The sequence below is a fragment of the Rhodosalinus sediminis genome (assembly GCF_003385555.1).
Lineage (GTDB): Bacteria > Pseudomonadota > Alphaproteobacteria > Rhodobacterales > Rhodobacteraceae > Rhodosalinus > Rhodosalinus sediminis.
Genome location: NZ_QOHR01000001.1, coordinates 188,131 through 202,230, shown reverse-complemented (window position 1 = coordinate 202,230; position 14,100 = coordinate 188,131). Strand labels below are relative to the sequence as shown.

Annotated in this window: 12 protein-coding genes and 1 pseudogene; 6 read left to right on the top strand and 7 right to left on the bottom strand. The window is 73.4% G+C overall.

The window, feature by feature from the left end:
- Positions 1 to 1,668: a protein translocase subunit SecD gene (gene secD, locus DRV84_RS01005; protein ID WP_115977879.1), complete on the bottom strand. Its 1,668-nt coding sequence runs from the start codon at positions 1,666 to 1,668 to the stop codon at positions 1 to 3.
- A gap of 31 nt (positions 1,669 to 1,699) precedes the next feature.
- Positions 1,700 to 1,990: a preprotein translocase subunit YajC gene (gene yajC, locus DRV84_RS01000; RefSeq protein ID WP_115977878.1), complete on the bottom strand. Its 291-nt coding sequence runs from the start codon at positions 1,988 to 1,990 to the stop codon at positions 1,700 to 1,702.
- Positions 1,991 to 2,266: 276 nt separating this feature from the next.
- Here yajC and serS point away from each other — a divergent pair, with 276 nt between their 5' ends.
- Positions 2,267 to 3,562 carry a serine--tRNA ligase gene (serS, locus tag DRV84_RS00995; RefSeq protein WP_115977877.1) on the top strand — a complete coding sequence of 432 codons (1,296 nt, stop codon included), beginning with the start codon at positions 2,267 to 2,269 and terminating at the stop codon, positions 3,560 to 3,562.
- A 325-nt stretch (positions 3,563 to 3,887) separates the two neighbouring features.
- Here the strand turns inward: serS and DRV84_RS00990 are convergent, their stop codons facing one another.
- Positions 3,888 to 4,787 (bottom strand): LysR family transcriptional regulator, encoded by a 900-nt coding sequence (locus DRV84_RS00990; RefSeq protein ID WP_115977876.1) that lies wholly within the window; start codon positions 4,785 to 4,787, stop codon positions 3,888 to 3,890.
- Positions 4,788 to 4,909: 122 nt separating this feature from the next.
- On the opposite strand from DRV84_RS00990, the gene DRV84_RS00985 reads away from it, so the two are divergent.
- On the top strand, positions 4,910 to 6,139 hold the full coding sequence (locus tag DRV84_RS00985; protein WP_115977875.1) for an acyl-CoA dehydrogenase: 1,230 nt from the start codon (positions 4,910 to 4,912) through the stop codon (positions 6,137 to 6,139).
- 253 nt (positions 6,140 to 6,392) lie between these two features.
- A complete protein-coding gene (locus DRV84_RS00980) occupies positions 6,393 to 6,599 on the top strand; it encodes a cold-shock protein (protein ID WP_115977874.1) in 207 nt (68 codons plus the stop codon).
- Positions 6,600 to 6,721: 122 nt separating this feature from the next.
- Here DRV84_RS00980 and DRV84_RS00975 read toward each other — a convergent pair whose 3' ends face one another.
- Positions 6,722 to 7,402, bottom strand: coding sequence for an arylesterase (locus tag DRV84_RS00975; RefSeq protein ID WP_115977873.1), 681 nt, complete (start codon positions 7,400 to 7,402; stop codon positions 6,722 to 6,724).
- Between the two features lie 12 nt (positions 7,403 to 7,414).
- Between DRV84_RS00975 and DRV84_RS00970 the strand changes: the two genes are divergently transcribed.
- The 3 genes and pseudogenes from DRV84_RS00970 (at position 7,415) to DRV84_RS00960 (ending at position 11,526) form a co-directional block, all read left to right on the top strand.
- Positions 7,415 to 8,107: an ABC transporter ATP-binding protein gene (locus tag DRV84_RS00970; protein WP_115977872.1), complete on the top strand. Its 693-nt coding sequence runs from the start codon at positions 7,415 to 7,417 to the stop codon at positions 8,105 to 8,107.
- Complete coding sequence (locus DRV84_RS00965; protein ID WP_115977871.1) at positions 8,104 to 10,632, top strand: ABC transporter permease; 2,529 nt, start codon at positions 8,104 to 8,106, stop codon at positions 10,630 to 10,632. The genes DRV84_RS00970 and DRV84_RS00965 overlap by 4 nt, the downstream gene beginning before the upstream one ends.
- 60 nt (positions 10,633 to 10,692) lie before the next feature.
- Positions 10,693 to 11,526, top strand: a pseudogene (locus DRV84_RS00960) (inositol monophosphatase family protein).
- A 107-nt stretch (positions 11,527 to 11,633) separates the two neighbouring features.
- Here DRV84_RS00960 and DRV84_RS00955 read toward each other — a convergent pair.
- The 3 genes from DRV84_RS00955 to DRV84_RS00945 are packed head-to-tail and all read right to left on the bottom strand — an operon-like array spanning position 11,634 to position 13,945.
- Entirely contained in the window at positions 11,634 to 11,930 is a 297-nt protein-coding gene (locus DRV84_RS00955; RefSeq protein WP_115977870.1) for a dienelactone hydrolase family protein, read from the bottom strand.
- A 48-nt stretch (positions 11,931 to 11,978) separates the two neighbouring features.
- Positions 11,979 to 12,977: a molybdopterin-binding protein gene (locus DRV84_RS00950; protein ID WP_115977869.1), complete on the bottom strand. Its 999-nt coding sequence runs from the start codon at positions 12,975 to 12,977 to the stop codon at positions 11,979 to 11,981.
- Positions 12,974 to 13,945, bottom strand: coding sequence for an XdhC family protein (locus DRV84_RS00945; protein WP_115977868.1), 972 nt, complete (start codon positions 13,943 to 13,945; stop codon positions 12,974 to 12,976). Before DRV84_RS00945 ends, DRV84_RS00950 begins: the two co-directional genes overlap by 4 nt.
- Between the last annotated feature and the right edge of the window lie 155 nt (positions 13,946 to 14,100).

Genomic DNA, 14,100 nt, shown 5'->3' with positions numbered 1-14,100 from the left:
TCAGACCTCCAGCGTCCGGGGGCGGCGGCGCTCGAACCACATCACGATCAGGAGCCGCGTGACGAAGATCGCCGTGAAGACCGAGGTCAGGATGCCGAGCCCGAGGGTGATCGCGAAGCCGCGCACCGGGCCCGAGCCCATCACGTAAAGGATGACCGCGGTGATGAAGGTGGTCAGGTTGGCGTCCACGATCGCCGAGAGCGCCTTCTCGTAGCCGAGCTGGATCGCGCGCGAGGGCCCGCGCGCGGTGCGCAACTCCTCGCGGATACGCTCGAAGACGAGGACGTTGGCGTCCACCGCCATGCCGACGGTCAGCACGATCCCCGCGATGCCGGGCAGCGTCAGCGTCGCCCCGATGAGCGACAAAAGCCCGAAGACGAGCGCGATGTTGAGGATCAGCGCGACGTTGGCGAAGAGCCCGAAGCGGCCGTAGCTCAGCCCCATGAAGGCGAGCACTGCGGCGAAGGCGACGATGGTGGCGATCCGCCCCGCCTCGATCGAATCGGCGCCGAGCTCGGGGCCGATCGTGCGCTCCTCGAGGAAATCCAGCCCCGCGGGCAGCGCGCCGGCGCGCAGGAGCACGGCGAGGTTCGTGGACTCCTCCACCGTGAAGTTGCCGGTGATGATGCCGCTGCCGCCGGGAATGTGGCTCTGGATGACGGGGGCCGAGATCACCTCGTCGTCGAGCACGATGGCGAAGGGGTTGCCGATGTTGGCCGCCGTGTAGTCGCCGAAGGCCCGCGCGCCCGTCGGGTTGAAGCGGAAGGTGACCGCCGGGCGCCCGTTCTCGTCGAAGGAGGGCTGCGCGTCGACGAGCTGATCGCCGGTGACGACGGGGGCGGATTCGACCGTGTAGAACACGCCCTCCTGGTCCATCGACGGCAGCGTCTCGTTGCCGATGCCCGGCGGCTGATCTGGGTCGGCGTTGCGGCTGACCACGGGATGAAAGGTGAGCTGCGCGGTGGTGCCGATGATCTCCTTGAGCTCGGCGGCCGAGCCGACGCCCGGCACCTGGATCAGGATGCGGTCCGCGCCCTGCCGCTGGATCGTGGGCTCGCGCGTGCCCACCTCGTCGATCCGGCGGCGGATGATCTCGAGCGCCTGACGCACGGTGCGGTCGTCGGTCGCGCGCTTCTCGGCCTCGGACAGGGTGACGACCAGCTCGTCGCCCTCGGCGCGCACCTCCAGATCCTGCGCGCCGGCGCCCGCCGCCGCGCCGACCGGCCGCGCGAGGCCGCCCACCACCTCGAGCGCGCGGCTCATGCCCTCGGGCTGCGACAGCCGCACGCGCAGGGCGTCGGGCGCCGAGGGCTGGAGGCGGATGGTGCCCACCACGTCGCGCTCGTCGCGCAGCACGTCGCGCACCTCGGGCCAGAGCGCCTCCATCCGGCTCTCGTAGACGTCTCCCACCTGCACCTCGGCCAGGAGATGCGCGCCGCCGCGCAGGTCGAGGCCGAGGTTGACGAGGCTCGACGGCATCCAGTCCGGCCACATCGCCGCCTCGGCGGCGAGTTCCGGCGTCGCCTCGCCGCCGCGCGCCTCGATTGCAGCGACGGCGTCGTTGTGCGTCTCGACGTGCTCGTAGAAGAGGTTCGGCAGCGCGAGGAGAAGCCCCACCGCGACGGCCGCCCAGATCAGGACGCGCTTCCAGAGGTCGATCTGCAGCATGAGGCGGGCCCTTTCCGCGCGGCCGGAGGGGTCAGCTGCCCGAGGGCTCGGTCTTGTTCAGCACCTGCGCCACGGTGTTCTTGACGACCCGCACGCGGACGTTGTCTGAGACCTCGACCTCGATCTCGTTGTCGTCCTTGACCTTGGTCACCTTGCCGATGAGGCCGCCCTGCGTGACCACCTGATCGCCGCGCCGCAGCGCCTCGACCATCTTCTGATGTTCCTTGACGCGCTTCTGCTGCGGGCGGATCAGCAGGAAATACATGATCGCGAAGATCAGGATCAGCGGCAGAAGCTGGGCGAAGGCGCCGGCACCGTCCATCGGGAACTCCCTGAGAAAGCGCGGGGCGACCCCCGCAAAAGTTTGGCGGAACCTATGCGGGGCAGTGCCCCGATGCAAGCGGCGCCGACGGCGCCGGGCCAGGCGCCCCGCGGGCACATGGACGCATCCCCCGCGGGCCGGTAGCCTGCCTTCGGGGAAGGACCGGGACGGCGCCGCACGCCCGGCCGCCCCGGGACGCGGCCCCCCGTCGGGCGCCCTACCCTCGCCCCGCGAAATCCGCCATAAGGCGCCGCGACAGATCGAGTGAGGGCGCCCATGCACGACATCCGCTTCATCCGCGACAATCCGGAGGCCTTCGACGCCGCGCTCACGCGCCGGCCCGGCGAGGCGCCGGCCTCGGCCGCGCTCCGCGCGCTCGACGCGGCGCGGCGCGACGCCATCCAGAGGGCCGAGGCGGCGCAGGCCGAGCAGAACCGCGCGTCAAGGGAGGTGGGCAAGGCCAAGGCCGCCGGCGACGAGGCGGAGTTCGCGCGCCTGCGCGCGCTCGTGGCCGAGAAAAAGGCCGAGGTCGCCGCGATGCAGGCCGAGGCGAAGGCGAAGGATGCAGAGTTGCAGGACGCCCTCGCCCGCCTCCCCAACCTGCCGCTCGACGACGTGCCCGAGGGCGCGGACGAGGGCGACAACGTCGAGATCCGCCGCTGGGGCGCGCCCCGCGCGCTCGACTTCGACGCGAGGGAACACTTCGAGATCCCCGCCGCCGCCGCGGGCCTCGACTTCGAGGCCGCCGCGAAGCTATCGGGCTCGCGCTTCGTAGTGATGTCGGGGGCGGTGGCGCGGCTGCACCGCGCGCTCGCACAGTTCATGCTCGACACACATGTCACCGAGCACGGGCTGACCGAGACATGGACCCCGGTACTGGTGCGCGAGGAGATGATGTTCGGCACCGGGCAGCTGCCGAAGTTCGGCGAGGACAGCTACAAGACGGACGAGGGCTGGTGGCTCGTCCCCACGGCCGAGGTGACGCTCACCAACCTCGCCGCGGGCGAGATCCTCGACGCGGGCGCCCTGCCCCGCCGCTACGCCGCGCACACGCAGTGCTTCCGCTCGGAGGCGGGCAGCGCGGGCAAGGACGTGCGCGGCATGCTGCGCCAACACCAGTTCGAGAAGGTCGAGATGGTCTCGATCACGCGGCCCGAGGAGAGCCTCGAAGAGCACGCGCGCATGACCCGCTGCGCTGAGGCGATCCTCGAGAAGCTGGAGCTGCCATACCGCACGGTCGTCCTCTGCACCGGCGACATGGGCTTCGGCGCGCAAAAGACCCACGACATCGAGGTCTGGCTCCCCGGCCAGGGCACCTACCGCGAGATCAGCTCGGTCTCCGTCTGCGGCGACTTCCAGGCGCGGCGCATGAACGCGCGCTACCGCCCCGAGGAGGGCGCGCGCCCCGAGTTCGTGCACACGCTGAACGGCTCGGGCCTCGCCGTGGGCCGCGCGCTGATCGCGGTGCTGGAGAACGGGCAGAATGCCGACGGCTCGGTCACCCTGCCCGCGGCGCTCGCCCCCTGGCTGGGCGGCGCGCGGCGCATCGACGCGGACGGGCGGCTGGGCTGACGCCCGATCGGCGCCCGGCGCACGCGCCGGGCCGGGNCCGGCGCCGCTCGGGCTCGAGGGAGAGGGGTAGGAGGGGGGCTGTCTGCCCCCCTCTTGGCCTGCGGCCAATTCACCCCCCGAGAGTATTTGGACCAAGATGATGGACCGGCGCCCTCCCATCATCTTGGCGGAAATACTCCGGGGAGCGCGAGGGGCAGCGCCCCTCGCCCGAACCGCGCACGCGTGAGCGGCACGGCATTTCAGCGACCGCCGGCACGCCGCGTCGCATGTCCCGGCCCGGTGCGTCAGGCCCTGCCCGTCGCGGCCGGCGGAGCGGCGAGCCGGATCAGGACGCGCCCTTCAGCGGCTGGGTCGCGAGCCAGTCGCGCAAGGCGCGGAGCGGGGGGTAGTCGGCCCGCGTGCGCGGCCAGACGAGCCAATAGCGCCCGCGGCCCGGCACCGGCGCGCCCCAGGCGCGGGTGAGGCGGCCGTCGGCGAACTCGGCCTCGGCGAGGAACTCGGGCAGGAGCGCGATGCCGACGCCGGCGATGGCAGCCTGGGTCATCGTCGCGAACTGGTCGAAGATCATCCCCTGCGGCGCGATCTGCGCGACCCCGTGGTGGGCGAACCAGCGCTCCCAGGCGCGGGGGCGCGTTTCCAGTTGCAGGAGCGGCAACTCCAGAAGATCGCGCGGCCCGGCCACCGGATGCGCGGCGAGGAACGCTGGCGAACACGCGGCGACGAGCGGTTCGGCGCCGAGGTCGAGGTAGTCGCAGTCGGCGCGATCCCGCGTGCCGAAGTGGATCGCGGCGTCGAAGCCCTCGGCGTCGAAATCGACGGGGCGCAGCCGCGTGGCGAGGTTGAGCGTCACGCCGGGATGCGCCGAGAGGAAGGCCGGCAGGCGCGGCGCGAGCCAGCGGGTGCCCAGCGCCGGCAGGATGGCGAGCGAGAGCGTGCCGCCGCCGGGGTTCGCCGCGAGCTCCATCGAGGCGCGGCCGATCAGGTCGAGCGCCCGGCCCACGCTCCGCCCGTAGTCGCGCGCGGCCTGCGTCGGCACGAGGCGCCGGCGCTCGCGCAGGAAGAGGGTCGTGCCGAGCTGCGCCTCGAGGCTCTGGATGTGGCGGCTGACGGCGCCCTGGCTCATGCCGAGCTCCTCGGCGGCGGCGGTGGTGGCGCCGGTGCGCAGCACCGCCTCGAAGGCGCGGAGAAGGGCGAGCGACGGGAGGAAGCGGCGGGACCACGGCATGACGCATGCATTTAGTGCATGAAACTATCGCGGAAAGACGTTTTTCCCGGCAGGGATGCAATAGTATTCTCGCCGCGACACTCAGATACCGGGACGCTCTGTCCCGCAGGAAGGAGAGCCCGATGACCCTCGACATGCCGACGCCCGAGCTGAAGGCCAAGGACGCCCCCGATCTCGGCCGCTTCGACTGGGAGGATGCGTTCCGCCTCGAGACGCAGCTCACGGAAGATGAGCGCATGATCCGCGACAGCGCCCGCGCCTATGCGCAGGAAAAGCTGCAGCCGCGGGTGATCGAGGCCTTCGAGGAAGAGACGACGGACCCCTCGATCTTCCGCGAGATGGGGGAGATGGGGCTGCTCGGCACCACCATCCCTGAGGCCTACGGCGGCCTCGGGGCGAATTACGTGAGCTACGGCCTCGTCGCGCGCGAGATCGAGCGCGTCGATTCGGGCTACCGCTCGATGATGTCGGTGCAGTCGAGCCTCGTGATGTATCCGATCTACGCCTACGGCACCGAGGCGCAGCGGCGGAAATACCTGCCCAAGCTCGCCTCGGGCGAGTGGATCGGCTGTTTCGGGCTGACCGAGCCGGACGCGGGCAGCGACCCGGGCGGCATGAAGACGCGCGCCGAGAAGATCGAGGGCGGCTACCGCCTGACGGGGTCGAAGATGTGGATTTCCAACTCGCCCATCGCGGACGTCTTCGTCGTCTGGGCGAAGTCCGACGCGCACGACGGCAAGATCAAGGGCTTCGTGCTCGAGAAGGGCATGACGGGGCTCTCGGCGCCGAAGGTGGCGAACAAGCTCTCCCTGCGCGCCTCGATCACCGGCGAGATCGTGATGGACGGCGTCGAAGTCGGCGAGGACGCGCTCCTGCCCAACGTCGCGGGGCTGAAGGGGCCCTTCGGCTGCCTCAACCGCGCGCGCTACGGCATCAGCTGGGGTGTGCTCGGCGCGGCGGAGTTCTGTTTCCACGCGGCGCGGGCCTACGGGCTCGACCGCAAGCAGTTCGGCAAGCCCATCGCGCAGACGCAGCTCTTCCAGAAGAAGCTCGCCGACATGCAGACCGAGATCGCGCTCGGGCTGCAGGCGAGCCTGCAGGTGGGCCGGCTGATGGACGCCGCCGACGCCGCGCCCGAGATGATCTCGATCGTCAAGCGCAACAACTGCGGCAAGGCGCTCGACGTGGCGCGCCACGCCCGCGACATGCACGGCGGCAACGGCATCTCCGCCGAGTTCCAGGTGATCCGGCACATGCTGAACCTCGAGACGGTGAACACCTACGAGGGCACGCACGACGTGCACGCGCTGATACTCGGGCGCGCGATCACGGGGCTTCAGGCCTTCGCCTGAGGCGCGGGCGGAGGGGGGCTCTCCGCCCCCCTCTTGGCCTGACGGCCAATTCACCCCCCGAGGATATTTGGACCAAGAAGAAGGGGCGGGCCGCGTCCGCGCCATTGACAACGCGGGGCCGACCCGCCATCTTTCGGCTGCGACGTTAAGGCTATCGAAGACTGCTGCTCTGAACGGCTCAGTTTCACGATCCCCAACTGACCGAGCCGCGCTGCCGCATGGTGTGGGCAGCAAGACAGACAGGAGACTGACGATGGCCAATGGCACCGTCAAATGGTTCAACACCACCAAAGGCTACGGCTTCATCGCGCCCGAGACGGGCGGCAAGGATGTGTTCGTGCACATCTCGGCCGTCGAGCGCTCGGGCCTGACCGGCCTCGCCGACGATCAGAAGGTCACCTTCGATCTCGAGACCGGCCGTGACGGCCGTCAATCGGCGGTGAACATCGCCCTCGCGTAAGCCGCGAGCGCTCGATTTTCCGGACGGGCCGCCCCTCGGGCGGCCCGTTTTCGTGTGGCCTTCGTGTCTCCGGCGCCGGCGTCCCGCGTGTGGACGTTAGCGTCGCCGGCGCCGGCGTCCCGTCAGCCGCCGGCGTCCGCGCGGGCGGCCTCGGCGAGCGCGCGCACGTTCGGGCCGAGCGCCGCGACGATGCGGGCGACGCCCTCGGCGTTGGGGTGGATGCCGTCGGCCTGCAGGAAGCGGCGCGCGGCGGCCGGGTCGCCGTCCTCGGAGAGCGGCGCAAGGAAATTCTCGGCGTAGAGCGTGTCGTAGCTCCGGGCGAGGTCGGGATACATGGCGTCGAAGGCGGCCTTGTAGTCCGGGCCGTAGTTGCCCGTGGCCTCCAGCCCGACGAGGAGCACCGGCAGGTCGCGCGCCTCGGCCGCCTCGAGGATGCCGCGCAGGTTCTCGCGGCTCACCGCCGGGTCGATCCCGCGCAGGAGGTCGTTGCCGCCGAGGGCGAGGATCATCCCGTCCACCTCCGGCGTCAACGACCACTCCACCCGCGCGAGGCCGCCCGCGGTGGTGTCGCCCGAGACGCCGGCGTTGACGAGCTCCACCTCCGCGTCGCGCGCGTCGAGCCAGTCCTGCATCTGCGGCACGAAGCCCTCGGCCTCGGGCAGGCCGTAGCCCTGCGTCAGGCTGTCGCCAAGCGCGACAATCGTCACCTCCTCGGCCGCCGCGGGCGCGGCGAGCAGGCAGAGCGCGGCGAGCGCCGCCTTGGCTTCGCCGAGCCACGCCCCATATCTTGCACGCGTCAGCATGAGGTCCCTTCCATGACCGATCCGGTTCTCGCCCTGCAAGATGTCACCCTGACGCTCGACGGCAATGCCGGGCCGGTGCGAATCCTGCACGGGCTCACCCTCGAGGTCGCGCGGGGCGCGACCGTGGGGCTCGTCGGGCCGTCGGGCTCGGGGAAATCCTCGCTCCTGATGCTGATGGGCGGGCTGGAGCGCGCCACCTCGGGCCGCGTGCAGGCGCTCGGGCGGGATCTGACGGCGCTGGACGAGGACGCGCTCGCCCGCTTCCGGCGCGATCACATGGGGGTGGTCTTTCAGTCCTTCCACCTGATCCCGACGATGACGGCGCTCGAGAACGTGGCGACGCCGCTGGAGCTCGCCGGGCAACGCGACGCCTTCGACCGCGCCGCGGCGGAGCTCGAGGCGGTGGGGCTCGGCCATCGCGCCGGCCATTACCCCGCGCAGCTCTCGGGCGGGGAGCAGCAGCGCGTCGCGCTCGCCCGGGCGGCCGCGCCGCGGCCCGAGATCCTGCTCGCCGACGAGCCGACCGGTAACCTCGACAGCGCGACCGGCACGGCGATCGTGGATCTCCTCTTCGGGCTGCGCGACCGGCACGGGGCGACGCTGGTGCTGGTGACGCACGAGCGGCGGCTGGCCGAGCGCTGCGACCGGGTCGTGCCGCTCGCCGACGGGCGCATCGCCGCGGACGCGCGCGAGGCCGCGGAATGAGCTGGCCCGCCGCCGCGCGCATCGCCCGGCGCGAGTTGCGCGGCGGGCTTCGGGGCTTCCGGATCTTCCTCGCCTGCCTCGCGCTCGGCGTGGCCGCCATCGCCGGCGTGGGCACGGTGCGCTCCGCGATCGAGGGCGGGCTCGCGGCGGAGGGGGCGGTGCTCCTCGGCGGCGACGCGGAGGCGGAACTCACCTACCGTTACGCGACCGACGCGGAGCGCGCCTTTTTCGAGCGGATCGCGACGGAGGTCTCGGAGGTCGTCGATTTCCGCTCCATGGCGGTGGTGGAGCGCGGCGGCAAGACGGAGCGCGCGCTCACGCAGGTCAAGGCGGTGGACGCGGCCTATCCGCTGCTCGGCGCGGTGGAGCTCGCGCCCGATATGCCCCTCGACGCGGCGCTCGCGGGCACCGAGGGGCGGCCCGGCGCGGTGATGGAACCGGTGCTCGCCGACCGGCTGGGCCTCGCCCCCGGCGACACCTTCCGCCTCGGCACGCAGGCCTTCGTGCTCTCGGCGCGGCTCCATCGGGAGCCGGACGCCGCGGGCGACGGCTTCGCGCTCGGGCCGCGCACGCTGGTGCGGACCGAGGCGCTCGCCGGCTCCGGGCTTCTGGAGCCCGGCACGCTCTTTTCCACGAAGTACCGCCTCGACCTGCCGCCGGGCGCCGATCTGGATGCGGCCCGCGCCGAGGCGCAGGCGCGCTTCGGGGAGGCGGGGCTCAGCTGGCGCGACGCGCGCAACGGCGCACCGGGGATCGCGCAGTTCGTCGACCGCCTCGGCGCCTTCCTCGTGCTTGTCGGGCTTTCGGGGCTCGCCGTCGGGGGCATCGGCGTCTCGGCGGCGGTGCGCGCCTACCTCGGCGAGAAGACCGGCGTGATCGCCACGCTGCGCACGCTCGGCGCGGACCGGGCGACCGTCTTTCGCACCTACTTCCTGCAGATCGGCGCGCTGGCCGCGATCGGCGTCGCGATCGGCCTGGCGCTCGGCGCGCTCGTGCCGCTCGCCTTCGCGCCGCTGATCGAGGCGCGGCTGCCGGTGCCGGCGCGCTTCGCGCTCTACGCCGGCCCGCTCGCGGAGGCCGCGCTCTACGGCGTGCTGACGGCGCTCATCTTCACGCTCTGGCCGCTCGCGCGGACGGAGGAGGTGCGCGCCGCCACGCTCTTCCGCGACGCGCTCGAGGGCGCGCGCGCGCTGCCGGCGGCGCGTTACGTCGCGGCGACGGCGGCGCTCGTCGCGGCGCTCGTCGGGCTCGCCGTCTGGTTCTCGGGCAACGCCGCGCTCACGCTCTGGACGGCCGGCGGCATCGCCGGGGCGCTCGCGCTCCTCGCCGTGGCGGCGGAGGGGCTGCGCTGGCTCGCGCGGCGCACCGTCCGGGCGGCGCGGGGGCGCGCGGCGCTGCGCTGGGCGCTCGACGCGATCGGCGCGCGGCGCGGCGCGGTGGCGCCGGTGATGCTCTCGCTCGGGCTGGGGCTCTCGGTGCTCGCCGCGATCGGGCAGATCGACGGGAACCTCCGCGCCGCGATCTCGCGCGATCTGCCCGAGGTGGCGCCGAGCTACTTCTTCGTGGACATCCAGAAGGACCAGATGCCGGGCTTCCGCGCCCGGCTCGACGACGACCCGGCCGTCGCGCGGGTCGAGAGCGCGCCGATGCTGCGCGGCATCATCACGAAGATCGACGGCCGCCCGGCGGCGGAGGTCGCGGGCGATCACTGGGTGCTGCAGGGCGACCGCGGCGTGACCTACTCCGCCGCGCCCCTGGAGGACGCCGAGATCACCGCCGGCGCGTGGTGGCCCGCGGACTACGACGGGCCGCCGCTCGTCAGTTTCGCCGCCGAGGAAGCCGCCGAGATCGGGCTCGCCGTGGGCGACACGCTCACCGTCAACATCCTCGGCCGCGAGATCACCGCCGAGGTCGCCAACCTGCGCGTGGTGGATTTCTCCACCGCCGGCATCGGTTTCATCATGGCGATGAACCCCGCCGCGCTCGAGGCCGCGCCGCACAGCTACATCGCCACCGTCTACGCCGAGGAGGCCGCGGAGGCGGCGATCCTGCGCGATCTGGCCTCCGCCTATCCCAACATCACCGCGATCCGCGTGCGCGACGCGATCGACCGCGTCTCGGAGCTTCTGGCCGGGATCGCCGGGGCCACCGCCTGGGGCGCCTCGGCGACGCTGGTGGTGGGCTTTCTCGTGCTGATCGGTGCCGCCGCCGCCGGCGAGGGCGCGCGCACCTACGAGGCGGCGGTGCTCAAGACGCTGGGCGCGGCGCGCGGCCGCATCCTGATCAGTTTCGCGCTGCGCGCCGGGCTGATCGGCGCGGGCGCCGCGGCGGTCGCGCTCGCCGCCGGGATCGGCGGCGGCTGGGCGGTGACGCATTTCGTGATGGAGACCGACTTCGCCGTGATCTGGCCCTCGGCCATCGCCATCGTGGCGGGCGGGGTCGCGGCGACGCTCGCGGCCACGCTCGCCTTCGCGTGGCGCCCGCTCGCCGCGCGCCCCGCGCGGGTCCTGCGCGCGCGCGAATAGGCTTGCCGCGGCGCGGGCGCGCTGGCACATCGCGCCCGTCCCGCCGCCGGAGCCCCGCCCATGCCCTTCACCCCCGCCGAGGAAGCGCGGATCGTCAACCTCGTCCGCCGCGCCGCGCGGGCCGAGATCCTGCCGCGCTTCCGCGCGCTCTCCGCCGCCGAGGTGACGGAGAAATCCGGCCCCGACGACCTCGTGACCGCGGCCGACACGGCCGCCGAGGCGATGATCGCCCGCGGCCTCGCCGCGCTCTTTCCCGGGGCCCTGATCGTCGGAGAGGAAGCGGCGGAAGCCGACCCGCAGCTCCCCGACCGGATCGCGGAGGCCGAGCTGTCCTTCGTCGTCGATCCCGTGGACGGGACGTAGAACTACGCGCGCGGCCTGCCGCTCTTCGGCGTGATCCTCGCCGCCTGCCGCCGCGGGGCGCCCATCTGGGCGATGATCTTGGACCCCGTCTGCGACGACTGGATCACCGCCGCCGAGGACCGGCCCACACGGCTCGAGCGCCCCGGCCGCGCGCCGCGGCCCCTCGCGGTCGCGCCCTCCCGCGAGATCGCGGAGATGTCTGGCTTCGTGCCGCTCTCCCTCGTCCCGGAGGACCGGCAGGGCGCCGTCGCCGCCCTCTTTCCGGAGTTCCGCCGCGCGACCTCTCTGCGCTGCTCGGCGCACGAATACCGCCTGCTCGCGCAGGGCCACGCCGATTTCTGCCTCGGCATCGATCCGATGCCTTGGGACCACGCTGCCGGTGTCCTCCTCTGCCGGCAGGCCGGGGGCGTCGCGGCCTTCCTCGACGGCACGCCCTACTCCGCCGCCCGGCGCGACGGCGTCCTCCTCACCGCCGCCTCGCCCGACGCCTGGGCGCGCCTCGCGGAGCGCTTCGGCGCGGTCACCGGCTGACCACCCCGGCAACCACCCGCGCCGTCCCATCATCTTGGTCCAAATACTCTCGGGGGGTGAATTGGCCGCAGGCCAAGAGGGGGGCAGACAGCCCCCCTGCCCCGCCTTCAGAAGCGATCCGAGAGAAAATTCTCGAGCGCGTCCCGGCTGGCGCGGTCGGCGGCGAGGTCGTAATCCTCCGAGCCCCGGACGGTGACGGCATGCCGCGCGCCGCCGAAGACGCGCACCGCGTGCGGCACCTCCGCGGCCTGAAGCGCGTCGAGCAGCGCGGCGTTTCGGGCGTCGTCCCCCGCGAAGACGGTGTCGCCCGAGGTGGCGGCGACATGGGCGCCCTCGACCTGCGCCTGCGCCGCCGGGGCGGCGAGGGCAGCGGCGGGCGTCGCGGCGATCCGCGTGCAGCGCATCGGCGTCTCCCTAGAAGCTCAGCGCAGAGCGCCCCGCGACCGCCCGTCTCACCCCTTGCGCCCAGCGCGCGGCTGCGGGCGGCTCGGGATCTCCTTCAGGAGCCCGCCGACCCCCATCGCGGCGATGTCCGCGCCGGTGACCGCGAGCCCGCAGGCCACCCGCGCGAGCACCCAGTCCGCGCCGTTGAGCGCCGGCGATCGCGCGCAGCCGGGCAGGCCGATCACCGGCCGCCCGCCCTGCTGCCCGAGAAAGAGGAGATTGCCCGGGTCGACGGGCATCCCGAAGCGCTCCACCGTGCCGCCCGCCTGCCGCACCGCCCGCGGCGCCACGTCCTCGGCGTCGGAGGTCGCCGACCCGGTGAGGATCAGCACCAGGTCGCCCTCCGCCGCCGCGACCGCCTCGGCGAGCGGCGCCGTGGCGTGGGGCACCGTGACCGGCCCGCGCATCCCGAGGCCGAGCGCCTCCAGCCGGCCGGCGATGGCGGGCACGCCCTTCTCGCCCGCGCCGCCGGGGATCTCGGTGACGATCAGCGTCGCCGCCCGCAGCACCGGCCGGGCGAGGCGGATCGCCCCGGCCCCCTCGGCGCAGGCGGCCTCCAGCGCCGCGCCCGGCACGGCGTAGGAGATGATCTTGACTGTGGCGACCATGCCGCCCGCCGCCATCTGCTGAAAGGGCGGCACGGTGGCCAGCGTGATCATCGGATGCACCGCGTTCAGGGCATGGAGCCGGTCGGCCTCCATCACCACGACGCCCGGCCCCCCGGCGATCAGGTTGACGCGGCCGGTGAAGGCCTCGGTCAGGCGCAGCCCCGCATCCGCCGGATCGGGCACCAGCACGGCGGCGAGCCGCGCGGCGGCGGCGTCCTCGTCCACGTCGCCGGGCTCAGGGCGAGCGACGGTGACCTCGGCGTGCCCCTCGGCCGCCAGCGCGGCGAGATGCTCGGGCCCGAGGCGCTGGCCCTTCTTCAGCTTGCCGCCCGCGAGGCGGACGGAATGCGCGAGGAGCGCGCCCTGCGCGCGATCGAGCGGCACGGGGCCGAACTTCATGCCCCCTGCCTCAGCACCCGCGTCATCTCGGCGAGGATCGCCACCGCGATCTCCGCCGGGCCGGCCGCGCCGATGTCGAGGCCCACGGGGGCGTGGATGCGCGCGATCTCGGCCTCGGTGAAACCCGCCTCGGTCAGCCGCGCGACGCGCTTGGCGTGCGTGCGCGTAGAGCCCAGCGCGCCGATGTAGAACGCCGGCGAGCGCAGCGCCTGCGCGAGCGCCGGGTCGTCGAGTTTCGGATCGTGGGTCAGCAGGACGACCGCCGTGCGCGTGTCGAGGCCGACCGCCGCCACCGCCGCGTCCGGCCAGTCGTGCAGGATGCGCTCGCCCGGAAAGCGCGCCTCGGAGCCGAAGGCCTCCCGCGGGTCGATCAGGACCGGATCGTAGCCCGCCATGCGGGCCATGGGCACGAGCGCCTGCGCGATGTGCACCGCGCCGACGACGATCAGGCGCAGCGGCGGGTTGTGCACGGCGACGAAGCTGCGCCCGTCGGCCTCCACGCCGGAGCGGTCCATCCGGAAGCGCTCCGCGTGGCCCTCGGTCTCCAGCCGCGGCGGGCGCGCCCCCTCGAGGTCGGCGACATGGGCGACCGGCCGGCGCTCCGTGCGGTGGGTGACGAGGGTCTCGAGCAGCGCCTCGGGTAGGGCGGTGCCCACGGGCTCCACCAGCACGCGGATCGTGCCGCCGCAGGCGAGGCCCACGGCGAAGGCGTCCTCATCGGAGACCCCGAAGGTCAGGAGCCGCGGCGCGCCGTCCCCGATCGCCTCCAGCGCCTCGGCGACCACGGCGCCCTCGACGCAGCCGCCCGAGACGGAGCCCTCGATCTCGCCTTCGCCGGAGACGGCGAGCTGCGCGCCCACCCGGCGCGGCGCGCTGCCCCAGGTCTCGACCACGGTGGCGAGCGCGGCGCCGCGCCCGGCGCGGTGCCAGCCGAGCGCGGTTTCGGGAATGCGGTCGAAACGGTCCATCGCGCGGCCTCCCCTGCGTGACGTGCGCGCAAGGGTAAGCCGCACGGGCGCGCGCGAAAAGGGCCGCGGCGCGGACAGCCGCGGCCCAAGGGGCATTCCGCCGCGCGTCGGGCCCTCGCGGGCCATCCTCGCTCTGGCGCAGCGGCCCGCGCGTC

Coding starts and splice junctions, on each gene's coding strand:
- DRV84_RS00950 (WP_115977869.1), bottom strand. CDS start 12,977: ATGAAGTTCGGCCCCGTGCCGCTCGATCGCGCGCAGGGCGCGCTCCTC.
- DRV84_RS00965 (WP_115977871.1), top strand. CDS start 8,104: ATGAGCTGGCCCGCCGCCGCGCGCATCGCCCGGCGCGAGTTGCGCGGC.
- serS (WP_115977877.1), top strand. CDS start 2,267: ATGCACGACATCCGCTTCATCCGCGACAATCCGGAGGCCTTCGACGCC.
- DRV84_RS00970 (WP_115977872.1), top strand. CDS start 7,415: ATGACCGATCCGGTTCTCGCCCTGCAAGATGTCACCCTGACGCTCGAC.
- DRV84_RS00945 (WP_115977868.1), bottom strand. CDS start 13,945: ATGGACCGTTTCGACCGCATTCCCGAAACCGCGCTCGGCTGGCACCGC.
- DRV84_RS00955 (WP_115977870.1), bottom strand. CDS start 11,930: ATGCGCTGCACGCGGATCGCCGCGACGCCCGCCGCTGCCCTCGCCGCC.
- DRV84_RS00990 (WP_115977876.1), bottom strand. CDS start 4,787: ATGCCGTGGTCCCGCCGCTTCCTCCCGTCGCTCGCCCTTCTCCGCGCC.
- DRV84_RS00985 (WP_115977875.1), top strand. CDS start 4,910: ATGACCCTCGACATGCCGACGCCCGAGCTGAAGGCCAAGGACGCCCCC.
- secD (WP_115977879.1), bottom strand. CDS start 1,668: ATGCTGCAGATCGACCTCTGGAAGCGCGTCCTGATCTGGGCGGCCGTC.
- yajC (WP_115977878.1), bottom strand. CDS start 1,990: ATGGACGGTGCCGGCGCCTTCGCCCAGCTTCTGCCGCTGATCCTGATC.
- DRV84_RS00980 (WP_115977874.1), top strand. CDS start 6,393: ATGGCCAATGGCACCGTCAAATGGTTCAACACCACCAAAGGCTACGGC.
- DRV84_RS00975 (WP_115977873.1), bottom strand. CDS start 7,402: ATGCTGACGCGTGCAAGATATGGGGCGTGGCTCGGCGAAGCCAAGGCG.